The sequence below is a fragment of the Amphibacillus sp. Q70 genome, from assembly GCF_052055485.1.
Lineage (GTDB): Bacteria > Bacillota > Bacilli > Bacillales > Amphibacillaceae > Amphibacillus.
Genome location: NZ_CP197171.1, coordinates 1,448,110 through 1,473,256, shown reverse-complemented (window position 1 = coordinate 1,473,256; position 25,147 = coordinate 1,448,110). Strand labels below are relative to the sequence as shown.

Sequence of the window (25,147 nt, the reverse complement as noted above, 5' to 3'; positions counted from 1 at the left end):
CTAAACAAAAGACCGCATCAAGTCATCTCTTTTTATGAAAATGTTAAATGTCGGTTCTGTGACTCTTATGCCGTTCCATTTGTTCCAGTTTATTGAGCAAACTTGTATTATCATCTCTGCCAGTGGAAAAATGACCGAGGAATATTATCATATTTATCCTCGATCATCCAGCAACACCTTTATTTGAATAAGATGCTTCTATTTGTCTTAACATCTCTTTATATTTTCTCTTTTTCAACCAAGACCAAACAACACCAACAAATGCATCATTTACCTTCTGCAAAAAGCCCCCATAAGATTCCATTTTCTCAGAATAATGTAGTTCACAGCTATCCTCTGTCAGTGGACGAATATCATAAGTCACTAAAAAATTGTTTTTAGTACTCGATGTTCGATACTGATAAAATTTATTTTTAGTGATTTCTTCAATTTGGATCGTCGCTTTAGCATTTTTCGAAAAAGTCTTAACGTATTCAAACCCTTGCAATTGTTCTTCCGATATTTTTTCACCTGTCTGGGAATGAACATCCGCCAAAACTGAATTGACAATGGTTTGATAAAAAAAGTCAACCGGGACATTTATTTTGTTTACTATTTCCATTGGATTCACCTAAGCTTCATTGTTTTTATTGTTCTTCTTTTCTTTGCGGATAAGAAAAATACTTAATATAATAAGAAAAAGTGCGGTAATTAAACTAAGTATGTCATACTCTCCCGTTCGGGCATTTGCGCTAAACAGCACGAGTAAACAACCGATACTGAGGATAAATAAACCCCATTTTCCCATAATAATCATCCTTTTTATTGGCAAGATTCATGATTAGAAAAGCCCCTATTCACTCGTCTTGTTAGTAATCATCATTTTCTTATTTAACCGGGATACTACGAAAATAAAGGACTGAACCCCAGGGCTGGCGTTTAATCGTTGATTTGGCTAATTTGGCTGCTTTTTCTAAATCCTCTGCATTTGTCTCAAAATAAAGAGAGATCCCCTTTTTTTCTTTAAAAGAATATTCAATTCCTTCTTCGTTAAGGTTATTTAATAGTTCAATAATATTATCTTGTTGTGAAGCTGAACTGATTTCAATCATCTTCTTGTCCCCTTTCTCTTAATTAAAAAACTATTGTTTTATTTATTCTATCCTAATCGTGTAAAGAAGGGTAGTCACTTCTTGACAGAAGTGACCACCACATTTTTTTAATTGTCTATTTAAATAGGTTATAAGACTACGCTGCCTGATCTCCTTCTCCTGTTGCCGGCTCCATTTTATTGGCAGCTATAACAAATGGAATCCAGATTGCAAAGGAAGCAAGCATGGCAACGAGTGTCACAATTGGTGCTCGCCAGTCTGCTCCGGTCGCTAAGAAGGATAATAAGAACGGCGGCGTCACCCAGGCTACTTGTTGAGAAACCGGAGCGACTAGGCCCGCTATAGTAGCGAAGTAACCGATTGCAACAGATACCACTGGTGCAAGCAAGAATGGTACGAACATCATTGGGTTTAACACAATCGGTAAACCGAACATGATTGGCTCATTGATATTAAAAACTCCCGGACCAACTGATAAATTAGCAACTGTACGGTAGTCTTTCCGTTTCGAGAAGAGCAAAATAGCAATAATTAAAATAATTGTTCCACCAGAACCACCATACCATGCATAGGCATCAAAGGAACCACGTACCCATTTGTAGCCTTCTTCGATAACTAAAGCTGTACCTCCCTGTTGGAACAGAGCGATATTCTCTAATTGTGCTACACCAAAGACACCTTCTAAGATTGGGGCCAGAACGTTCGGTCCATGAATTCCAAAGAACCAGAATAATTGCACAAATAGTGTAACTAAGATAACGGCTCCAAAACCTTGAGATAATCCAAGAAGCGGTCTAGCAATCACATCTTGGATCCAATCCAAGAAAGTCGTACCCGGTACTATCTTATCGAATAAAAAGTAGAATATACTAACCGCATAGAGAGCAGCAGTTGCCGGAATAATGGAAGCAAAAGCTTTTGAGACAGCGGGCGGAACAGAATCCGGTAACTTAATTGTAATATTAGCCAGCATTAATTTAGCAAATATCCATGTGGAAACAAAACCAATAATCATTGCAGTAAAGAATAAGTTAGCATCCAAATTACTCAATGGCAGCCAGCCCCAGCCAGTTGATGTAATTTCTGCAGCTGTTGCAGCAATCCCTACATCAGCCGCTTCAGCAGCCTCGTTAATTGCAGTTACAGTCGCATCATCTAAGCTTAAACCTGCGATACCTGTAGAATATGAAAATGTAATTCCAGCAAGGGTAGCTGCTGTTGACACAATACCACCTGATAATTCATTTACACCATAGGCTTTAGCTAAATTATAACCCCATGAGAAGACAAATATCAAACCAGCAATAGCAAGCGTTCCATTCCAGACAAAACCATTGACCGCAATAATTTCGCGAATAACTGGAATGGTATTTCCATCATACCCCTCAAAGAATTCCACTGGTAAATCTCGTATAAGTGCGTTAATCATAACAGCCACAGCACCAGCCATCGTTGCAGGAATGGTACCTATAAAAGCATCCCTTAGAGCAACTAAATGCTTCTGTGCTCCAATTTTACCTGCAATAGGAAGGAAATACTTTTCCAACCATAAAGTTAAAGCGTTCATTATAATACCCCCTTAGTAAATAATTTCAAACATGTTATCAACCCAATAAATGGTTAAAGCGATAACAAAAAATTCGAATAACCTTATCTTCTCGCCAAATACATCACTCCTTTCAACGATACCGCAATGTAAAAAGTAGTTGAAAATAGGAAACTTGGACACCATCCTTACTGACCATACAAAATATAGCTGTGTTCATGACATTTAAATTAAATCATTGCTAAGTATTATATATATATTTTATCACGAAAGCGCTTAACCTCATGTTGCATTTTTTCCGTTAACAGGTGGAAAAGAGTAACGGGAATTGGGAAAACAATCATATATTTGATATTTGCTAGCTTAATCACTCACTTAGTGTTAAAACTTTCTCATTTCTTCTTTACTATACTATGTAAGCGGTTTATTTTTAATTTAATCTTTTTCCATTATTAATGGAAAGGGTTTATAGGTAATTAGAATGGGACAAAAAGGACAAGCTGATTACTTTAAAAGTAAGGCACCTGTATTATTCACAATTTGTTGAATGATCAATTTTAAGCTTCTTCATTGCTTTTACGAACAAAATGAACTGAAAGGAAATAGCTAATGATTAGAAATAAGATATTCGGCTTTTTACAGTTTAAATGCTATTTTAGTTTACGATTCATCCTTTAACCAAGCTAAAGGGTATAACTAAATAGATTGAAATACCTTAAAACATTCCTAGATGTTGCCTTTTTAGCCGATAGATCTTCATCACCGAATTTTGTCCATTCTAATTAGAGATATAATTGACCCCTTTATCCAATACTTAACTACCTATTCTTTACTTTGTCTGGTTTTTTCTTTAATTTGTAAGTTAAATATATAGTTTGTTAGGTTTCCTTTTATAATGAATCTGTTATCTTTACAGTAAGTAGCCTGTGAAAGTCATTAACTTAATAAAGGAGGTGTAGATAAGAGAAGGATAATGGGATGCCAGCCTGCTACTGGACTGGGCTGCACAACAACATGATCACGACTTAATACACTTAAAAAAATAGGAGGAATTCTAAATGAAACAAACAACAAAAGTATTGTTTGTCGGAATCTTGTTTTGTTTTGCACTGATATTATCTGCAGTGAGTGTATATGCAGCGATCACAAGTAATGAAATTGGCACCCATGACGGCTACGATTATGAATTTTGGAAAGATAGTGGTGGATCTGGGAGTATGACTCTAAACAGTGGCGGAACATTCAGTGCTGAATGGAATAATGTTAATAATATATTATTCCGCAAAGGTAGAAAATTTGATGAAACACAAACCCATCAACAAATTGGTAATCTGTCAATTAATTACGGAGCCAACTATCAACCCAATGGTAATTCATATTTAGCGGTTTACGGTTGGACAGTTGATCCACTCGTTGAATACTACATCGTTGACAGTTGGGGAAGCTGGCGCCCTCCTGGATCTACAGCAAAAGGAACCATTAATATTGATGGAGGCACTTATGATATCTATGAAACAACACGTGTAAACGAACCCTCCATAAAAGGAAATGCAACCTTTCAGCAATACTGGAGTGTTAGAAGAACGAAAAGAACAAGTGGAACAATCTCTGTCAGCGAACACTTTAAAGCATGGGAGAACCTAGGTATGCCCATGGGTAAAATGTATGAAGTTGCCCTCACAATCGAAGGCTATCAAAGCAGTGGAAATGCCAATGTGTATCGTAATACACTCACAATTGGGGGTGGTGGATCCGGTGGTGAAAATGGTGATCAGGTGACAAGAGTCGAAGCTGAAAGTATGATTAAGAGTGGACAATATACCGGAAATATTAGCTCACCATTCAATGGTGTTGCTTTATATGCTAACAACGACTCGATTAAATACACACAGTATTTCGCTAATGACACACACAATTTTTCACTGCGAGGAGCATCCAATAATTCTAACATGGCTAGAGTTGACCTAAGAATTGGTGGGGAAACAAAAGGCACCTTCTATTTCGGTGGTAGTCACCCGGCCGTTTACACAATCAATAACGTTAGGCACGGGATTGGAAATCAAGAGATTGAATTAATTGTAACAGCTGATGACGGGACTTGGGATGCTTTCGTTGACTATTTAGAAATTCATTAAAATGTAGGAAAGTGCAGTGTTAGTGAGTAAATAATGATTATGAAAGTTTTAAAAGAAACAAACAAAAACAGGTAAAGAAAAAGGTATTCACATTCTTCACCTGTTTTGTTTTGAAGATCTATTAAACAATCCTCCATCACAACATTTTCCCAAACGTATTAGTATGACAAACATTGGCTATCCTTTCATCAAGACTGCTATTACTCTTTTAAAACCAATAACTTTTATTTTAAATGAGCCAACTGCACTTACAATTAAAGTATTTTCCAAAACTATATTCGTTCCATGTGTGACGAAGAAACTACCTTACGCCGTCTGTTTTCAATCTTTGAGACAGATAATCTAGGAGAAGATCTTATTGAAGTCAATAGCTTAGACTTAAAAAATCTAAAAATTGATGGCAGATCTATTGACAAAGTTCAAATTATTAAGTAAAATTTCATGGTCATATTAATTATTAATTTATAGAGCAACAACTAACTTTTTATAAAATGAAGTGGGCCTCCTAATAAAATATGAGCCCCAATAAAACATTTATCAACATATGCAGTTAACCCCCGCTTAGATTGATTGAGTTTGCTCTCATTCTTAAAAGTGGGGTTCTTTTAATCAGTAAACTGTGATAATCCATGATATAAAACGATGATCTTGGCTTTCATGCGGATCATCGTTTTCATGCATTAAATGCATGTTCAAAAATAAAATTATTATTATTTACTTAAACAGGAGGTGTACTATGGGAAAAGACATGACATCGGGAAATCCCTTAAAATTAATTATTTTCTTTACCCTTCCCATGCTATTAGGGAATATATTTCAACAATTTTATAGTATGGCTGATACATTTATTGTGAGTCAAACACTAGGGATGAATGCTTTAGCTGCCGTTGGATCAACTGGGAGCATTACTTTTTTAATCCTCGGTTTAGCTATTGGGTTAACAGCAGGGTTAGCGGTGATCACTGCCCAACGTTTTGGGCGAAAAGATGAAGCTGCTTTAAGAAGAAGCCTAGGGGTAAGCCTGATTATTACCATTATTGCAAGTGCCATTCTTACAATATTAGCAACATTAAATACAAGAAATATTTTAGAGCTGATGCAAACACCTCCGGAGATTATTGACTTATCATATGACTACTTGGTTATTATCTTTTCCGGAACAGGTGCGACTGTATTATTTAATTATCTTTCTAATATCCTTAGAGCTATTGGAGATAGTCGAACGCCATTAATCTTTTTGATCGTCGCTTCTATTTTAAACATTCTATTAGACTACCTCTTTATTTTAGGCTTTAATATGAATGTTGAAGGAGCGGGTTATGCAACGATTATTTCACAATTTGCCGCTTCAATGCTCTGTTTGCTTTATATCAAAAAACGTGTACCTATTCTTCGAGTTCATAAAGAGGATTGGACACTTAGCTGGACCGAATATAAGGAACATTTACGAGTTGGTTTGCCATTTGGTTTTCAATATTCAATTATCGCAATCGGAACAATTGCTGTTCAAGTCGCTTTAAATCAACTTGGAGCTCTTTCTGTGGCTGCATATGCAGCTGCATCAAAAATTGATCAATTTTTTACAATGCCATTACAAACGATCGGGGTTTCAATGTCTACTTATGCAGCACAGAATTTCGGTGCAGGTAAATTTAAGCGAATTAAGCAAGGTGTGCGGATTGCATTAAAAATAACAATTAGCTACAGTGTTACAATTGGTATCACTTTATGGTTTGGCGGACAATTTTTATCATCTTTCTTTGTTGACGGTAATCAAACAGATGTACTTGAACTGACTGAACTATTCTTTAGAATCCAAGCACCCTTTTACACCTTTTTAGCTCTTATTTTTGTCTTAAGATTCACTTTACAAGGATTAGGAAATAGTTTTGCCCCTACATTAGCAGGAGCAATGGAACTTGTGGCTAGAGTATTCGGTGCTATTATACTATCAAATTTATTCGGATTCAGTGGAGCCATTATGTCTAATCCATTGGCTTGGATTAGTGCGGTAATCATATTAGCTCTAGCCTATTATTATACTCAACGACTATTGACAAATGAGCCTACTCCTCTTGCGCTTAGATTATCTCTCGGCTCAAAAGAAATGGTTCGTGCCGTCAATGCTCTTGAAGACCAGTAAAAAGCTCTTCAAATGAAAACAGGTCAGAAGTCAATAATGACTAATCATTATCAACTCTGGCCTGTTATTTTTATTATAATTCACCCGATACAACTATCCTTAACTAACGCCAATATAGGAGCTTTTTCTCTATTTGATCAAATAAAGAGTATAACACCATACCAATAATTGATAAAACAATAACCGATGACAAAATAATATTAATATCAAACATCTCACTACCATAGGTTAGTAAATAACCTAATCCTGATTTGGCTCCCATCATTTCTCCAATTACAGCACCTGTCATTGCTTGAGTCACTGAAACCTTAATTCCACTTAAAACCGCACTTAAAGCAAATGGCAATTCTAATTTTACAAAGAATTGTAAACGATTGGCTTTTAGAATCTTCATTAAATAAATATAGTCTTTATTAATTGACTTTAAAGCATTGCTTTCGTTAACAATGATTGGAAATGAAACAACTAAAATTACGAGTACAATTTTAGACGTTAAACCAAGACCAAACCATAAGATGAATAGTGGAGCAATTGAAATTTTTGGTGAAATTTGAAAAATTAGAATGAGTGGCATTAACAGATTATTAATCACTTGGCTTTTAGCAACCAAATAACCAATAACCATTCCCAAAATTATTCCTAGTGCCGTTCCAGCTAGAACTTCATATAATGTTGTCATTATATGGGGGATCATTTCACCATAAAATAAATAATCGAATAAATAATTCAAAAGGTAGAGTGGCGTTGGCATAATATAACTTGGTACATCAAATAAAACAACTATTCCCCACCAAACCAATAATAGAAACAAGATGATAAAAACATATTTTATAAATTTATTGACTCTCATTCAGTATTCTCCTCTAAATTAATATTCACAATTAATTCGTTTGGTGAATAGGCTTGTTCTAACAATCCATAGTCACTTAAGATTTGGATATAACTATTATAGTCTTGCTCATTGCTATAACCAAATCCATATCTATCAGTATCCGCACTTTGCCACAGATTTCCTACGAATTCTTCTTCGATAATACTTACATAATGACTAATATCCTCAGATGTACTAGGCACATATTTGTCCATTACAATCTCGACTGCCTCTTCTACATTACCATCAATAAGATAAGCTAATGATTTATCTAAAGCCTTGACAAATGAATCCACAATATCGGGATGTTGTTGATAAAAATTATCCCCAGTAATCAATACGTTTCCATAGGTTGGTAAGTAATCCTCTGATAAGATCTCATCAACCTCAACACCACTCATATTTAATTCGTAAGTTCTTAATTTAGAAAAGCTAATCGCATCGACTTGATCTGATATGAGTGCATTAACAATTGCGCCCGTCCCAATTATTCTAATGTCAACATCATCTAGTGAAAGACCCGCTTCCTGAAGAATAACTTGAAGCTGGATGTAATTCGGACTCCCGTATGAAGTAATTCCAATCGTTTTTCCTGTTAAATCTTCGGGTGAGTCAATATCAGATGTCTCCTTATAAATAATTGAGCCTAAACCATTTTGATAAGTTGTATGGGCAATTTTAATCGGAACATCATTACCCCTTCCTAATATGACTGGGTCGGCATTAGGAAAACCAAATTCGACATTTCCTGCTCCAACGTTTTTGACAATTTCAGCAGCGGAAGCATAATAAAAATTAACATTTAAACCTTGCTCAGCAAAATATCCCTTTTCCACGGCTAAATATAATGGTGCATAATAAGGAACAGCTGCCCCGTCAATTTGAATATTGACATTGGTTAACCCATTTGTTTCTGTTAAAGTATGATCATTTGTTGAAGCACAAGAGCTAAGCATGAATAGGCACATAAATATGACAGTTATAACAAGACTTTTTCTGCTCATTTTTCATCAACTCCATTTTGCCATGTTAATACTGTCCTTCTCTCAACAAGATCAATGATTGAATATAAGACGATGCCTAATAATATCGTTATAATTACCCCAGTAATCAATAATGATGTATTAAATGTTGACGAAGCAAATGTTTGAATATAACCTAAGCCGTATTGTCCCGCCATCCATTCTGCTACTGTCGCACCAATAATTGCTTGAATAACACCAACCTTTAAAGCAGGTAAAAGGGTCGGTAGTATAAAGGGTAATTCTAACTTTGTTAAAACTTGCATCTTAGTTGATTTAAACGTTTTCAGCAAGTCATAAAAATCATTTGGTATTTTTATCAACCCTTCAATAACTCCTTCTATTATTGGAAAAAAAGACATAGCAACAACAACAAATAGCTTTGATGTCATTCCTAAACCAAACCATATAATAAAAATAGGTACCAGAGCGATTTTTGGCATGACTTGAAAAAAGACCAGTAATGGCATGAATAATTCTTTAGCTTGTTTATTTTTAGAAATAACATAGCCCATCAACATTCCTAAAATAACAGCTATGCTAAAACCAACTATGACCTCAAAAAGCGTGATTAACAGATGTGTCCATATTTCACCATCTGAAAATTGTTTAATAAGCTCTTCAAACACCTGAACGGGTGTGGGTAAAATAAATGTTGGCACTTGATTCAACCTGATATATAAATACCAAACAAGGATAAATAGCGTAAGTGATAAGGTCGTATAAAGTACTTTAAAGAGTTTGCCAGCACTAATCTTTTTCATTTAATAACCCTCTCAATCTACTTACATAACTTGAGAATTCAGGTTCTTCTTTTAATGATAATTCTCTTTCAGCAGGAAGATCTATATCAATGACTTCTTTTACGATTGATGGTCTTTGTGATAAGACAATGACTTTCTCTGAGAGGAAAACAGCTTCTTCAATATCGTGAGTAACAAAAATAATTGTTTTCTTTGTTTCATTCCAGATTCTTAGTAATTCAAGATTTAAGTTATCTCTTGTAATAGCGTCAAGTGCGCCAAAAGGTTCATCCATTAGTAAAAGTGATGGATTATATGATAATGAACGAACAATTGATGCTCGTTGTTTCATCCCTCCGGAAAGTTCCTTTGTTAAGGAATTTTTAAATTCAGTTAAACCAACCTTATCTAATAAGGTTTCAACTCTTTTTAAATTTTCTTCTGTTTTAATTTTTTTAATCTCTAATGGGAAAATAACATTGTCCCAAACTGTTTTCCAAGGAAGTAAGACCGAATCTTGAAAAACGAAACCTAATTGATCTTTTATTTTTGAATTTTGAAAGATAATTTCACCTTCGTCATATGGCAATAGTCCACTAATCATTTTTAATAAGGTTGATTTACCACAGCCACTCGGTCCAATGATTGAAATAAACTCATGATTATTTATCTCAATTGAAATATCCTTTATCGCTTTAACTTTATTACTTTTACGGGTCACAAAAAATTTGGCTAAGTGATTAACTTCAATTAACGTACTCATCAGAAATGCCCCTCCCCCTCTTTCTTAACATCATATAACTTATAGTTGCCAGATAAAGTCTTACTTTTTCACTCATTTTTGCTAACTTCAAACCTGTTTCTAACTCTATCTTATTTAGGCGATAATGAAGTGTATTAATGTGTATATACAACTCCTCACTTGTATCTTTTAACCGTTCATTTTGTTGAAAATAAACCTGTAAGGTTTCCATTAAATTTTTATTATTCAAAACACCTTTCAGAGTATCTTGGATAAAATTGCTGGTCTCATCTCCATATATATCATGAATTAATTTGTAAATTTTTACTTGTTCAAAATCAATAGTAGTAGAATCACCCACTACCTCATTAATTTGAACAGAGAATATCGCTTCTTCTACCGCTAAGTTAGTTTCTGTAATTGATTTTATCGAACTAACGCCGATTTTATAGTCTTCATAATGGTTAGGTTTCTTTTTTATGCTATACAATAATTTAAAGATATTAAGGTTCTTCAGTTTCTTCTCAGTAGAAATAAGTAAGAAATCAATACTATTAATGTTTCTCAAAAATAAAAAAGTATCAATTATTTTTGTTTGCTGTATATCTGACAACTTTACATAAAATTTATTAAATACTCTTTCTAATTCCTTTACGGAGAAATCATTCCTTTCATGCGGATAAATCGACACAGCAATAATATGTTGATCAGATAAATTCAAGTCAATAACCTTTACAATATTATGCAGCACAGGGTCATTTAAATTTTCATTTAAAATTAAATAACTAAATATTCTCTCTTTCAATATATCCATTTTATTCTCATAAAAAATTTGACTGTTAATTGGATTCATAATTTCTAAATAGGTCAGTGTATTGGGAATCAAAAAGATTGGGAAGTGTAATTTCTCTGAGTTCTCAATCACTGTTTGCGGAATTTCTGATTCTTCATCGCCGATTTTAATAGCCAGCGCAGATACACGCAAATTCTTTAAATCACTAATTAATGTGTTCAGCTTTTCTCCATTAATCGATAAAGTGTGCGTACTTGTTAATAAGAATTCTCCCCCTCTAATCCAGCTATCAAGCTCTAATGATTCCATTACTGTTATCGTTAAAATAGGAACATTTGAGTAATCTACATCATTCACACTTTCTAACTTCCAAGTGGGTTGTTCCACCAACCTATCTAACATGATCATAAGCATTCACCTCCTGATGAAAAGATTAAGAATAATATAAAAATTCATTATAATCCTTTCTTCCCGTCTACTGCTCAATCTAATCCAATCCATCATTTATTAAAAGAATGTGATCTACATAAAGTATGTCCAAAATAACATCTAGGTAACCTAAATTAACAGGTCATTTAATTTTTCTATATGAGTAAAAAGCAGCTAAAAAATCTGACCCTTTCATTAAATATAAAAATAAATATAAAATTCCTACATTTAATATTAGTCAAAAATAGCGGGAATTCAATTGGTTAATCACCTGAAATTTAAAACATTTTTTTGTATGAATACACAATTATAATAGCGATTTTTTTATATTATGATAAAGCCATACTAGCTTTTAAATCTTTGGGAGGCGATATTTAGGCTATAAAACATGATTTATCAAAGGAATTTTAGATAATTATCCATTTTTACGAAAGCGTTTGACACCTGTTCTTACCTGAAAAGCAGCATGGGGATTTTTTACGTCATCTTCTCAATCGGTATCATGAACTTATTATAACTTGGTTTATTTACCAGTTTATACTGACAAATTATACGAATAATAATAGCGAGCTATTAACATTGAATAAGGGAGGAAATTAAACTTATGAGTTCCAATAAGTTATCACATTATCAAAAACAAGCAGTCTCAAGTACTATGGCTGGATTAGGGTTCCAAAGTATGTCTACAATGTTGCTGTCATTTGTGTTGGCAACTATGATTTTAGACTTTGGAATAAGTGGTGCAGCCGGTGGATTTATTTCAACAATTACAAATATCGGTATGCTCGTAGGTGGGATTATTTTTGGCCCGCTTGCGGACAAGTATGGCAGAGTGAAGATTTTCACTATAACTGTAGCAATCTTTTCACTCGCAACAGGTGCAACAGCACTCGCAACTAACATTCAATTGGTATATTTATTTAGATTTTTAGTTGGTGTTGGTGGTGGTGGTGAATATGGGGTTGTCATGTCAATTATTGCTGACGCTTTCCCAAAAGAAAAAAGAGGACGTATGAATTCTTATGTCACCATTGCTGGACAAATAGGTAGTATTGTCGCGGCTATTGCTGCTGCAATCATTGTACCAAGTTTAGGTTGGAGAGGTCTATTCGTATTTGGTGCCATTCCAATTTTACTTGCTGTTTATCTGCATTTTAAATTAGATGAATCTGATACTTGGAAAGCAGAAAAAGCAAAAAGAGATGCTGGTGAAGCAAAGGAAAAAGTTTCGATTAAAGAACTTTTTACAGAAAATAGAGCAGGTAATACAATCAAATTAACAGCTATGGCCATTATCCAAGTTGCAGGTTATTTCGGTTTAATGAACTGGTTACCGTCCATTCTACAACAACAAGCTGGTATATCAGTTTCAGGGTCTTCGATGTGGATGGTTGTTACAATCATTGGTATGTCTTTAGGTATGTATGTCTTTGGCTTTGTCATGGATAAATTCGGTGCAAAAGTAGCTTATGCCTTATACTTATTAGCATCCGCAATAGCCGTATTTGCTTATTCATTTGCAAGTGGCGATATTACTATTTTACTTGGTGGAGCTGTTGTTGGTTTCTTCTGTAATGGAATGAATGCAGGTTATGGAGCTATTGTTGGTAACCTTTATCCGACAAGCATCAGAGCAACTGCTAATAATATTATTTTTAACATTGGTAGGGCCGTTGGGGGCTTTTCAGCTGTTGTTATTGGTTTCCTAATGGATAACTATACTGTCACTCATGTCATGGCTTTCTTAGCTATTCTATACATTATCTCATTAATCATTGTATCTACGCTAAAGGTTCCAAAAAATAATGTTGCAACTGCAAATAGTAACTAGTAAAGTTAATCACAACCATCATTCTATGGAGGTATAATTATTATGAGTATTCACTTGAAAAATTTAAAAGATGGCGATCTTGGTGAAGCAACACTTATTGTAGGTGATCCAGGACGAGTTTTACTAATTTCTGAAGATTGGGAAGATAAGGAGGAAGTCGTCAATAATAGAGAATATCTCCTCATAACGGGAACATATAAAGGTCGTGCTGTTTCTGTTTGTTCAACAGGTATAGGTGTTGGCTCGACAGAAATTGCGGTAACAGAGTTGATTGAAAATGGAGCCAAACAAATTGTACGTTGTGGTGGATGTGGCGCATGGGATGCTAACATTAACCCTGGTGACATTATTCTAAACAGTGGAATGGCAAGATCAACGGGTATGTTATCTGCTTATGTCCCTGAAACATTCCCAGCAGTTGCCGATCCATTAACACTAGCAAACATCCATAACTATTTAGCCAAGAATAATAAAAAGGCACATGCTGGTTTGGGGTTAACAACTGAAACGTACTATTTAGGACAAGGACGCGCACCAAAAATCAACAGTCAATTACCCGTACCAAATATCGTTGAAGATTACAATAAATTAAATATTTTAAATTGTGAAATGGAGACGGCTGTACTATATATCTTAGGTTCTTTATATAACATCCCAGTAGCTAATTGCTTGGTTGTTCACGTAAGCCGAAGTACAGAAAAATGGGTAGAAGATATGGATTACAATAAGATTCACCAAGACACATCCAAAATTGTTTTAGATGCTTTATTAAATATTTAGTTATTCTAAGCATCATTGTATAAAAAAAATGCTACAATATGTATTCGACCTAGAGCAGGCAAGCCCACTCTAGGTCTTTTTATCAATAAATGGACGCTATTTTCTCTCATCAGAATCACAAATGTCTGCAAACACTACTTTTTAATCGCAAAGCAGTTTAATAGTTCATCTATTTCAAGTTCGTTTTAAATACAGAACTTACTTTATCATAATCCATTCTACTTCCATAAAACGAAACTACAGTTAGCTATAAAGGTTCGTGCGAAGAAATTAAGAATAAATTGCGAAAGACGTATAGAAAGCACTGAACTTGATTGCATTTCAGAAAAGTTGATTGTATTTTCGCTAACTTGACTGTATTTCGGCAAAGTTGATTGCATTTTCGCTTACTTGATTGTATTTCGAAAAAGTTGACTGCAATTTCGTTAACTTGACTGTATTTTGCCAAACTTAACCGCAAATCGCTGAACTTACTCTTATTTCTAATCGACCGCTAATAACAGATGATCATGAAACTGACTAGCTATTGCACTAACCTGACAACATTGGTAACCGCACTAAGGAAAACTACGGAGCTTTACACCGCAAGAATAAGTGGTTTTCTTATTCTGAGTCCCAGGACGTGAAGATCTTAGCTTATGTTCCTCATTATGAATCAATGGGAGCTAGGGGAACGCCGATTAAAACCGTCACTCCTGGGACTGGGACTGCGGTTACTCGCCCCACCGGAACCATATGCATGACCTACATCCTGTAGGCGCAACTCCCACTGATTGAAGTTTCGTTTTATAGATAATTTTCGATTCTATTTTAATGCTTCCATGTCAATGCTAAGCGCTAAGTGAATATTTAGTATGATGACTCATCCCACTAAAGTGATCCGTGATGACTCGATTTAACAAAAAAGCATGGACAGGCGAACGAAGCAAACCTTGCTCGCCTTCCATTTATAATTCTCAGCCAACTTCCGTTTCTTGAGTTAGGAGTTAGCCGAACTTTCGACACTTGAAGTACTCACCACTAATTTCCAACAAAATTTGAAGTGGGAATCTTATGTCGGAAATCGGATAAAGTATGCTAGTATAGTGAACACGTTTTAAGTTGATCTAGCTAATTAAGCCAGAATAACCTAGTCCAAGATAATCTCACATACCTTCTCCCTTGAAAGTTTATTTGCCTTTATCTCAATATCCGCTGTATACTCCGGAAAAATCACAATAACATCAATTTTCTTGTCTTGTTTTTTCAAAAAGTCAAAATCCACCTTTACCAATAAAGTCTCTGGTGTTACTTCTTGGTCTTCTTCAACAAAAGTATCAAAACCTTCTCCTTTTAGTTCTACAGTGTCAATACCTATATGAACCAAGACATCAAGACCCTTTTCAGTACTGATAATATAAGCATGCTGAGTAGGAAAAACTGTTTTCACTGTTCCATTGACTGGAGAATAGACATTGCCGTCATTTGGGATAACCGCAAATCCATTTCCCATTGCCTTACTTGAAAAAACAGGGTCTTCAACTTCTGTTATTTCTTTTAACTCTCCACTTACTGGTTTCCAGATAGATTCAACTTTCTTTTTCTTCAAAAAATCAAACATTGTTTCAACTCACTTCTGTCTAGATGACTTGGTTTTTATTCATTCATTAAATATTTCTTATGTGTAGCAGGTATTGCAAATGCATGTGTGTGTTCTCTATATAACAATTTAAATCTTTCTACCTTTTCATAAGGACTTTCTAAAGCTTGGAGTTGAAAATACCCCTCTAAAGCAGCAAGAAATTCTTGATCTACTTGAGATTCATGAGCCTGAATCGCCTTTAATTTTAAATCATAATAGCTACTAATATCCAAAATAGTATTATCTTTATCTGTAAAGTATTTTCCTAAGATTCGCGGATAAAAGGCATCATCGTGAAGGATTTGGTCCTCAAATGGATAGGTTTTTTGTCCCGATCTGAAAAAGGCCATATCCACAGCCGCCGCAACTCTTAAATGAGCTGGATGAATTTCATTTTCCAGGTTTCCATCAATTGAAAAGATTGCATCTGGTTTATACTTCCTAATCATTTTTACAAGATCCAACGCAATTTCTTCTACTGTGCCAGGATTTAAATTTGTATAACCTAAATTTCCTAAATACTCTTGATCAAGTACTCTCGCTGCTTCTACTGCTTCCTTTGATCGAATTTGACTGATTTCTTCTGGAGATAAATTACCGCCGCCACCGTCTCCTTTTGTGACCGTCACAGAATAAACAGGTATCTCCTTTTTACGCAAATATGCGATCAGCCCACCAGCACCAATTTCATTATCATCTGGGTGGGGCTGAACAAATAAAGCACTCTTTATCTCACTTATTTTTGGGTATTTCATGTTCTATACCAGCCTTTCTTAGATTAATTTTTTGATTTCTCTAGCTACACCATTGACATGTGTGCCTATAACAATATGAACGTTATTTGCTCCCATCTTCATAATTCCTTGACTGCCAGAGCGTTTAATCAATTCTTCATTCATCAGGGAAACATCTTTCAGTTCACATCGTAAACGTGTAATACAATTTTCAAGCGAAACGATATTTTCTTTTCCACCTAAACCTTTTAAAATCTGCACTGCCATCTCTTTGTGCTTTTCATTTGGAAGAGCCACAGTTTCATCTGCACTTTCTTCTTCCTGTGACGCCTCATTCCAGGTCTGCTCTCTACCAGGAGTTAAAATGTTATCTTTTTTAATGAAGTATTTAAATACATAATAATATAAAGCGAAAAATAGAGCACCTATCGGTAAAACCATCCAAGCATTTGCTCCATAGCCAAAATTAATAACATAATCTATCGCACCTGACTGACTAAATGTTCCCACACGAGAACCAAATAAATACGCTACGGTTCCAGCTAGCCCTGATAAAATTGAGTGAACAACATAAAGTTTAGGGGAAACAAACATAAATGAAAACTCTGTTGGCTCGCTGACACCAGATAAAACAGCGGTTATGGCATTTGCCCTAGCCGTCCCCTTCACTTCTTTTTTACCATATAATGCTGTTTTAGAAATAGCATAGTTAATCGCCGGAATTCCAAAAATAATGACGATATACATACCTGTAAAAAACGAACCCGCACTAGGATCACCAGCGATATATCTGATGATATCTCCTCTTACTTCCTCACCTGATGAAGTGACATATGTTCCATATTCAAAGGCAAAATAAGCATTCAACACATGGTGAAGACCAAAAGGAATTAATAATCTATTTAAAAATCCATAAATGAAAATTCCAATAATCCCTAATCCCCCGATGAAAACACCAAAAATATTCAAGCCGGTTTGGAAATAGGGCCAAATAAATCCGAAAACATAAGACATAACTAAAGCGAAAATTGGTGATAATGTAATAACCATTTTTTCACCTGAGAAGAAATTAAAACTACTTGGTAATTTCCAATCGACACTTACATTGTATAACAATGCGATACAAACACCGTAAATGATCCCACCAAATACACCTACACTAACTGTCTCATTAATAATGGCTATATTTGATGTGAAGATAAGGTAACTGATTGCAGAAGCAAACAGAACAGTCGTTTTATCTTTAGCTTTTGAATAAGCTAAAGCTGCCCCCATCGCAAACATCAAGTCTATATTTCCAAACACAACTGTTGACAGATTAGCGATTGTTGGCACATTAAGAAGATCTTCAGCAAATAATCTACCTAGAACCCCTGCAATTGGCATAATAACCATTGGAATTAGCATTGCTTTGCCTAATTTTGATAATTGATTAATGAATTTATCTTTTATACTCATGTGTTACATTCCCTTCGCTAATTTAAATTTTTTAAAATTCTTGTCACATGAACGGCTAGATATGTCTGCTCTTCCTTGTCCATCTCTCGTCCAAATATTTCTTTACAATAGTCATTCATAATCGAAATAAACTTGCTTAATTTCACATTTTCTTTTATCAAAATATCGAGAATCTCTGTTGGTGCATCATCTTTTGATAAAACCTTTTCTTTAAAATTCAAGGAAAAATGCTTCAAATGAATCAATAAACGTTGATAATCTAAAGAATTCGTTGGTATTTTTATATGAAATAAATTTCGAAAAATTTCTATTGTGCTTTGCGTAAACTCAGCGATTAATCTGGCATCATTTTCCGTATCACTTGATAGAAAATTTATGATATGGAAAGTAATAAATCCAGCTTCATCTTCATTAAAATGTGTACCTAATCTTTGATTGATTAGTTGGGTTGCTTTATAACCAAGCTCGAATTCTTTGGGATACAATATTTTTATTTCACCAAGCAATAAATTTTTCAATGAAATGTTGTTTTTTTCTCTTTCTAAAGCAAATGTTATATGATCAGCAAGGGCTAAAAATTGCATACCGGAATTGTTAGATTGTTTATTTGGTATAATCGTCTCAAATATTTCTTTAGCAAGAATCAGATGTTCCAAGGGAGTTGCTTCTAACAATGAATACAATTGTTGCCTTTGCTCATTTTGAATGACATATCTTTGTTTCACCTTTTCTAACTCTACTTTGTTGCCCGGCTTCTTTTTAAATCCAACACCTGGTCCTGATAAAATAACTTCTTTGCCTCCTTCTTCTATAACTGCTACCAAGTTATTATTTAGAACTTTAGTAATTCTCATGTTCACACCTCCCTAAAAAAAAGCAGACAAAACCCAAATATTTTTTGCTTAAATGCTAAAAAATATTTGGGTTTTGCCTGCTTTACCAGTGACAATCCACATGTTTTATTATAATTATATTATAAGCGCTATCACTCTTATAGTCAATATATTTGAAACTATTCATCTTTAAACTTCCACCTTTAAAGTCCTGCTATTTTTTCTTATCTAGCAAAAAATCAACTGTCATGAAGCGTTATTAATAATTTTCCAAAGTTTTTATTTTTTATACAACATTAATGACCATTTATCAATCCATTAAAAATAACGAGAAGGATTAACCTCTCGTTATTCTCCAATCACTCCACATCCAATTCGTTCACCAGCATTTCCCGCTGGTTGAGAAATATAATCGTCTGGATCAGCATGAATGACCAATGAGGTACCTTTCTTGGTAAAGAGTGTATTTTCATGGTCACGTTTAAGACTTACCATTGGTGCGTCTACTTCTGCATAAACCGTCCCATCTTCATTAACAGTAATATTTTTGAGATCACCTGCATGTGGTCCTTTCGGATGATCAAATCCATGTTCACTATTTGTCGGATTATAGTGTGCACCTGCTGATTCAAAATCTGGCGGAATACATTGTCCCGCTTCATGAATATGGAAGCCATGCTCTCCAGGAGGTAGATTCTCACCTTCAAGAATTATTTGAACACCTGCCTCCCCTTTATCTGTCAGTGTTGCTGTTGCTACTTGCCTACCTTCACTGTTCATTAGTGAGACAAGTAGCTCCTCTGTTGCCGCATTTGTTTCAATCGCCTCTTGCTCTTGACTTTCTTCCAACTGACTATTATTTTCTTCTGCTGCCTGACAAGCAAACAAGCTGAAGATCATAGTAACTAATAATAAAATCAGATACATCCCTTTTTTCACTATTTCTTACTCCTTTCAAGGTAATCTTTATTTATCATTAGTCTGTTCAGATTAAGGTAAGTTTAATCATTGTCGGCTAACTTCAATCATTCAAGAGTAACTAACTTATAGTTAAAAATAAATAAATTTACATATTTTTGGAGTGAATGTGTTGATTTCTATTATGCTTCTTGAAGATTTTGACTTTATCAAGTAGGTATTGTGTTAAAATGTTGTCTTACTATGCATGAAAAATAGCAGGAGAAGGAGTATATTTAGATACTCCGAGGAACTTATAATTAGTTGATTTCCTTTATTCAAATTCAGTGATTCAGTAAAGTTACATACTAATAATCTCAATTCGTTCTACATCAGTTATATTATTTAATAACTCATATTGATCTAGTACGGTGTTAGTCCCTTGATTTATCTTACAACGAAATTCAATTTTTGTATTATCATTTCTTGATTTTATTTGAAATTCATCAAAATCATCTATTAGCCTACCAACTTCATTGAGTGTTTCCCTAATATTAGCACCCAGTGAAATGTACATATTGACTCTAATCTCCTTTTCTCTAAGAGATTTAGGTCCAAATTTAAACAGGATAATAGGGAATAATTTCATTATAAAAAACATCAAAATGATTCCAATTATCGCTTCAAAATAATAACCCGCTCCAATTGCTATACCAAAACCGGATGCTGCCCAAACAATAGCTGCTGTCGTTAATCCTGAAATCACATCGTTATTTCTTCTTAAAATAACACCAGCACCGATAAATCCTACTCCGCTAATGATTTGTGCCGCTAATCGCATAGGATCAGCACGCATGGACATATCTTCCCCTATCAATTGAAAGGCTGATTCCATTGAAACGATAGTAAGCAAGCAACTTACCATCGATATAACGGTACATGTCTTTATCCCTAATGGTTTATGTTTTGCCTCACGTTCTAATCCTAACAAAATCCCTATCAATGCAGATAATGACAGTTTTAAAATCACAAATTTTAAAGATAGTAGTTCTGCAATTAAAAATCCCATTATGCGCCTCCCTTAAATGTTTATTTTATAGATGCTTACCAACCATTGTACAAATTTTTTAAGTAGATATCAAAGAGATAACTCGTAGGGCTTAATGATATGCTAAGTTTTCTTACGAATTCCGCGATACTCAACTTTTACACTTGCAATTTTAGGTTAAATTTAGACAGCTTAAAGATAGACTCACTTTTAAGTAGCCATTCTGCCATTAAAAATTCCATTATCAATCCCCTTCCTCTACATAAATTAATGAGATTAGCACAGCATATTCTGAATCCTTAGACAACGTAAATTATAAAATTAAAGTGGACACAGAACAAAAGCGCAGAGTGCCCATGTATCATGGGTGGATCGATGTTGCCATGCAAAGTGGCGGTTTTTATCGATCATTCCTAGCGTAGGAGATAAAGGAAACACGGCGATGTTAACTTATCGTACAGAGCTGAGGGAAGTTGCGCTAGTTGCTGGGCACTCGAAACTGGTCGTGACCTACCTTCCAATGGATAGTTATCCATAAGCACAAATTTTATAATTTCCTATGCTATAAAAAACGTTTGCGCTGTATTGCCACCCAAAGAACACATGGGAGTGATCATGAATGCCCCCCCATCTTACTACGGATGAATAGATAATGGTGAAGTCTTATGACCACATCAGCATTCTATGACCATCCATTTCAGGGCATCTAAAATGCTCACATCAACCTATATAAAACGTTATTCATATACTAAAACAAGAACACACTCAGCAATAGGTTGCTACAAGTAGTAGATAGAAAACAAGAAACACTACAGGATACACAATCTCTTTTTACCTATTCATGTTAAAAACGTTTATCTGAATATCATTCATCATTCTTTTAACCATCAATTGAAGATGTGAGAATGGAAGAATGAATTTAATTCTTTAAAATTTAATTGAGCTGTATTTGACACAACTTTATCTGCTTTATGAAGGATATGTTCTGAACCTAGTCCTATTGAAAGCATATTTGCTGCCTTTAATGCTTCGATACCAGCTTCTGCATCCTCAACACCCACACAGTACTTATAAGGAATATCAAAATAATCGGCTGCTTTTGTGAATGTCTCTGGATGAGGTTTTCCATTTTTTACTTCACTGGCATTTACAATATAATCGAAGTAATTATTCAATTCTAATCTTTCAATAATTTCAAAGGCATTTCTACTCGCAGAACCTAAGGCAATAGGAATCCCCTCTTTTTTAATTTCTTTTAGAAAGGATTCAATTCCAGGTAAAATGTCTTTTGGTGTTATTTGTTGGATAAGCTGGCGGTAGTGATCATTCTTTCTCTCACATAACGTTTCTTTTTCTTTTTGGGAAAAAGAAGTGGCATTTGATAAAGAAAGAATTCTTTCTAACGAAGCCATTCTACTTACCCCTTTTAATTGTTCATTAAATTCTCTGTCGATTGAAATCCCTATATCCTGTGCCAGTGATTTCCATGCTAAATAATGATATTCTGCAGTATCTGTAATAACGCCATCAAGATCGAAGATAAATAATCTAATTTGTGATAACATTGGGAACCCCCTCTTTCATTTCAAAATTTAAAATCATTCATGTATAAAATAAATTTTCAATCAATGGAAGTTTTTCAACATATAGAAAGTGCTAGTGTAAATGTCTTCGGTAGGGCGAGTAATTACAGCCCCAGCCCCAAATATTTCCGATGTGACAAGTAACTGAAGAAACATTGTCTGGTTAACACGACCGCTACCGAAAACACTACGCTTTCCACGGGCTTGAGCTCAGCCTCTTCAAAAAAGAAGTTCACTTTTTTCGGCAGGATCTTCGCACTTCGCTTTCCCGCAAGAATCTCCGCATTTTTCTTCCACTAGCCAATTTCATTGCCGGCCATATTAAATGTTGCTAACCTGACAACATGGGTAATCGCAGTCCTAGACGTTGCGATAGGACGTCACGAACTCAATCTACATTCTCTAGTACCCACTGATTGATAATAGTTATTTGTGCTAAAGTAGGCAAACTTGAGTCTATACCATTGGAGATTGGTGATATTCTAAGGCAGTTTTCTGCTCAGTTTTCAATGTGATCTCTTCATCATAATGTTTAATAACAAGATCTGCCCCTTTTTCTAATGTATATGTCACTGTATCAGAATGTAATTCAATCATTAACAAACGTTGTTGGTATTGAATTTTAAACTTTAATGCTTCCCATTCCTGTGGTAATGTTGGAGTAAAAGATAGTCCGCTTTCTTTAATTCGCAACCCAGCAAAACCATAGACAATAGCCAACCAAGTTCCTCCCATACTTGCCATATGAAGACCATCTTTCGTGTTACCGTGGAGATTATTTAAGTCTAAACGAGCTGTATCGCTAAAATGTTTATAGGCTTTCTCACTATAACCTAACTTAGAAGCCATAACACTAAATGCACAATGTGATAAAGATGAATCATGAGTTGTTACTTTCTCATAATAATCATAAGAATTCTTAACTGTTTCCATATCGCTTATACCGTCTAACAAGAAGTGTGCTAATACCGTATCAGCTTGTTTACACACTTGATAACGATATAAAGTTAGCGGATGGTAATGGAGCAAGAGAGGGAACTTTTCTTTTGGTGTATTCTTCAGATCCCACACTTTCTTTTGTAAAAAGGTATCATCTTGAGCATTAATACCTAACTCTTCATCATAAGGTAAAAACATTTGTTCAGAAGCACGTGCCCAATCAGCTACTTCATCCTCTTTCAAATCTATCTTCTTTATCAACTGACTCAATTTATTATTTTCTTTCAATAAATTATATATTTTTGCTGCCCACTCTAAATTGTATTTTGCCATAGCATTTGTATAGTAGTTATTATTAACAATACAAGTGTATTCATCTGGACCTGTTACATCATCTATCCGAAATGTTCCTTGATAAAAATGACCTGTATCAAGCCATAGACGAGCCGTTTCAAAGAGAACCTCTGCTCCGTAATCTTCCATAAAGGACATGTCATTTGTGACAAGAAAATACTTGATATAACTATACGCAATATCAGCACTAATGTGATATTGGGCGGTACCTGCTGGGAAAAAGGCAGAACTTTCTTTACCAGTAATCGTTCTCCATGGAAACAGAGCACCTTTCGTGTGACCAACTTCTTTAGCACGTTCACGGGCAGAATCAAGTAGAGAATATCTTTGTAATAGTAAACTTCTAGCAATCTCATGATTTGTCATTAAAAATATTGGGAAAATATAGATTTCAGAATCCCAAAAATAGTGGCCTTCATATCCTTCACCAGACAAACCCTTAGCTGCTATATTACTGACAGAATCCTTTCCAACAGACTGGAGCAATTGAAACAAATTAAATCTAATACCCTCCTGAAGTTCAGGATCTCCCTTAATATAGATATCTGCAGTATCCCAATATTCATTTAAATAACTATGTTGTTCTTCTAGTAATTCGGAAAATGATTTCTCTTTTGCTTGTCTATGAAGCGATTTTCCCTTTTTATCAAGTTGATCGCCATGACGAAGTGTATCTGTGTATATATTTCTTTTTGTAAATAAAACGGGTTTATTAAAGAGCACTGTATATTTTTCTTCTATACTCGTCCCACTTAGATGAACTTCCTTATCATAATTAGCTAATGCCAATTCTGTTGAAGAAACACACGCAACACTTAACTTGGACTGCTGTGTTTCACTAATTATCATATTTAGTTCTTCTTCTTGCTTTATATCTGTAACACTTAAATATTTTGCATGGCCAGAAGCTACACGAGGATCATTATCATCTACAAAATTAGAGACATCTCCATCAATTGTCGATAAGATTGTTAACTCATCTATATGGCTAAGCGGCTCCATAAAATACTCTATGGCAAATAATTCTTTACGTACAAAGGAAGTCATTCGTCGTATGGTTACTAAAATTTCCTTACCAGCAGGTGATCTCCAATGGAATTTCCTTTTGAAATATCCTTCTTTGAAATGGAGGGATTGTTCATAGTCTATGACTTCACCGTCAAATAGAGAAAGCTCTTCACCATCAATTAACAATTTGATCGTTTGAGCTTCAATTACATTTAACATTTTTTGCTGTGATTCTGGAAAACCAGCCAATTTTTCTCCATATGATATTTTTGATTCATCATGAAAAGCATTAATATAAGTTCCACGAATTGAGGGGTGTGCGTCACCATAGCCTTCTTCAAAGTTCCCTCTTACTCCGATATAACCATTACCTATTGCAAATAAACTTTCATTTAATAATAATTTATCTTTATTTATATCTTTTCTTGTTATGTTCCAAGCCACCTGTATTCCCCCTACTCCCTACCAGAAATTTTATATAATTAAGGAAATAAATTCCACCATTCTTCAAAACAATTTGTTGATCATTTATAGAACTAAACCACC

The 25,147-nt window shown here is 34.6% G+C and carries 21 protein-coding genes; 4 read left to right on the top strand and 17 right to left on the bottom strand.

What is annotated here, in order from left to right:
- Positions 1 to 163 precede the first annotated feature (163 nt).
- The 4 genes from ACS127_RS06690 to ACS127_RS06675 form a co-directional block, all read right to left on the bottom strand.
- A complete protein-coding gene (locus ACS127_RS06690) occupies positions 164 to 601 on the bottom strand; it encodes a DUF3284 domain-containing protein (RefSeq protein WP_440897647.1) in 438 nt (145 codons plus the stop codon).
- Between the two features lie 9 nt (positions 602 to 610).
- On the bottom strand, positions 611 to 787 hold the full coding sequence (locus ACS127_RS06685; protein ID WP_440897646.1) for a hypothetical protein: 177 nt from the start codon (positions 785 to 787) through the stop codon (positions 611 to 613).
- A 79-nt stretch (positions 788 to 866) separates the two neighbouring features.
- Positions 867 to 1,091 carry a hypothetical protein gene (locus ACS127_RS06680; protein WP_440897645.1) on the bottom strand — a complete coding sequence of 75 codons (225 nt, stop codon included), beginning with the start codon at positions 1,089 to 1,091 and terminating at the stop codon, positions 867 to 869.
- A 136-nt stretch (positions 1,092 to 1,227) separates the two neighbouring features.
- Positions 1,228 to 2,658: a PTS sugar transporter subunit IIC gene (locus ACS127_RS06675; protein ID WP_440897644.1), complete on the bottom strand. Its 1,431-nt coding sequence runs from the start codon at positions 2,656 to 2,658 to the stop codon at positions 1,228 to 1,230.
- A gap of 1,037 nt (positions 2,659 to 3,695) precedes the next feature.
- Between ACS127_RS06675 and ACS127_RS06670 the strand changes: the two genes are divergently transcribed.
- Both ACS127_RS06670 and ACS127_RS06665 read left to right on the top strand, forming a co-directional pair.
- The gene (locus ACS127_RS06670) at positions 3,696 to 4,772 is read left to right on the top strand and encodes a glycoside hydrolase family 11 protein (protein ID WP_440897643.1); all 1,077 of its coding nucleotides are present in this window, start codon (positions 3,696 to 3,698) and stop codon (positions 4,770 to 4,772) included.
- A 736-nt stretch (positions 4,773 to 5,508) separates the two neighbouring features.
- Positions 5,509 to 6,915: an MATE family efflux transporter gene (locus ACS127_RS06665; RefSeq protein WP_440897642.1), complete on the top strand. Its 1,407-nt coding sequence runs from the start codon at positions 5,509 to 5,511 to the stop codon at positions 6,913 to 6,915.
- Positions 6,916 to 7,018: 103 nt separating this feature from the next.
- Here the strand turns inward: ACS127_RS06665 and ACS127_RS06660 are convergent, their stop codons facing one another.
- From ACS127_RS06660 to ACS127_RS06640, 5 genes are read right to left on the bottom strand one after another with little or no spacing between them, the layout of a single operon-like run.
- On the bottom strand, positions 7,019 to 7,765 hold the full coding sequence (locus ACS127_RS06660; RefSeq protein WP_440897641.1) for an ABC transporter permease: 747 nt from the start codon (positions 7,763 to 7,765) through the stop codon (positions 7,019 to 7,021).
- Positions 7,762 to 8,790, bottom strand: coding sequence for an ABC transporter substrate-binding protein (locus tag ACS127_RS06655; protein WP_440897640.1), 1,029 nt, complete (start codon positions 8,788 to 8,790; stop codon positions 7,762 to 7,764). Before ACS127_RS06655 ends, ACS127_RS06660 begins: the two co-directional genes overlap by 4 nt.
- A complete protein-coding gene (locus ACS127_RS06650; RefSeq protein ID WP_440897639.1) occupies positions 8,787 to 9,572 on the bottom strand; it encodes an ABC transporter permease in 786 nt (261 codons plus the stop codon). Before ACS127_RS06650 ends, ACS127_RS06655 begins: the two co-directional genes overlap by 4 nt.
- Entirely contained in the window at positions 9,559 to 10,314 is a 756-nt protein-coding gene (locus ACS127_RS06645) for an ABC transporter ATP-binding protein (RefSeq protein WP_440897638.1), read from the bottom strand. Before ACS127_RS06645 ends, ACS127_RS06650 begins: the two co-directional genes overlap by 14 nt.
- Positions 10,298 to 11,494 carry a PucR family transcriptional regulator gene (locus ACS127_RS06640; RefSeq protein WP_440897637.1) on the bottom strand — a complete coding sequence of 399 codons (1,197 nt, stop codon included), beginning with the start codon at positions 11,492 to 11,494 and terminating at the stop codon, positions 10,298 to 10,300. The genes ACS127_RS06645 and ACS127_RS06640 overlap by 17 nt, the downstream gene beginning before the upstream one ends.
- Before the next feature lie 625 nt (positions 11,495 to 12,119).
- Between ACS127_RS06640 and ACS127_RS06635 the strand changes: the two genes are divergently transcribed.
- Together ACS127_RS06635 and ACS127_RS06630 are read left to right on the top strand one after the other, a co-directional pair.
- A complete protein-coding gene (locus ACS127_RS06635; RefSeq protein ID WP_440897636.1) occupies positions 12,120 to 13,346 on the top strand; it encodes an MFS transporter in 1,227 nt (408 codons plus the stop codon).
- Positions 13,347 to 13,388: 42 nt separating this feature from the next.
- Positions 13,389 to 14,126 carry a nucleoside phosphorylase gene (locus ACS127_RS06630; protein ID WP_440897635.1) on the top strand — a complete coding sequence of 246 codons (738 nt, stop codon included), beginning with the start codon at positions 13,389 to 13,391 and terminating at the stop codon, positions 14,124 to 14,126.
- Between the two features lie 1,129 nt (positions 14,127 to 15,255).
- On the opposite strand, the gene ACS127_RS06625 is transcribed toward ACS127_RS06630, so the two are convergent.
- The 8 genes from ACS127_RS06625 to ACS127_RS06590 all read right to left on the bottom strand — a co-directional run bounded on the left by ACS127_RS06625 (position 15,256) and on the right by ACS127_RS06590 (position 25,045).
- Positions 15,256 to 15,726 carry a PTS sugar transporter subunit IIA gene (locus ACS127_RS06625; protein ID WP_440897634.1) on the bottom strand — a complete coding sequence of 157 codons (471 nt, stop codon included), beginning with the start codon at positions 15,724 to 15,726 and terminating at the stop codon, positions 15,256 to 15,258.
- 35 nt (positions 15,727 to 15,761) lie between these two features.
- Positions 15,762 to 16,502: a PIG-L deacetylase family protein gene (locus ACS127_RS06620; RefSeq protein WP_440897633.1), complete on the bottom strand. Its 741-nt coding sequence runs from the start codon at positions 16,500 to 16,502 to the stop codon at positions 15,762 to 15,764.
- Between the two features lie 18 nt (positions 16,503 to 16,520).
- The gene (locus tag ACS127_RS06615) at positions 16,521 to 17,939 is read right to left on the bottom strand and encodes a PTS transporter subunit EIIC (protein ID WP_440897632.1); all 1,419 of its coding nucleotides are present in this window, start codon (positions 17,937 to 17,939) and stop codon (positions 16,521 to 16,523) included.
- A 17-nt stretch (positions 17,940 to 17,956) separates the two neighbouring features.
- A complete protein-coding gene (locus ACS127_RS06610; protein WP_440897631.1) occupies positions 17,957 to 18,793 on the bottom strand; it encodes a PRD domain-containing protein in 837 nt (278 codons plus the stop codon).
- Positions 18,794 to 19,120: 327 nt separating this feature from the next.
- Positions 19,121 to 19,711, bottom strand: coding sequence for a superoxide dismutase family protein (locus ACS127_RS06605; RefSeq protein ID WP_440897630.1), 591 nt, complete (start codon positions 19,709 to 19,711; stop codon positions 19,121 to 19,123).
- A gap of 319 nt (positions 19,712 to 20,030) precedes the next feature.
- Entirely contained in the window at positions 20,031 to 20,738 is a 708-nt protein-coding gene (locus ACS127_RS06600; protein ID WP_440897629.1) for an MgtC/SapB family protein, read from the bottom strand.
- Positions 20,739 to 21,604: 866 nt separating this feature from the next.
- Entirely contained in the window at positions 21,605 to 22,282 is a 678-nt protein-coding gene (gene pgmB / locus ACS127_RS06595; RefSeq protein WP_440897628.1) for a beta-phosphoglucomutase, read from the bottom strand.
- Between the two features lie 474 nt (positions 22,283 to 22,756).
- Positions 22,757 to 25,045 carry a glycoside hydrolase family 65 protein gene (locus ACS127_RS06590; protein ID WP_440897627.1) on the bottom strand — a complete coding sequence of 763 codons (2,289 nt, stop codon included), beginning with the start codon at positions 25,043 to 25,045 and terminating at the stop codon, positions 22,757 to 22,759.
- Between the last annotated feature and the right edge of the window lie 102 nt (positions 25,046 to 25,147).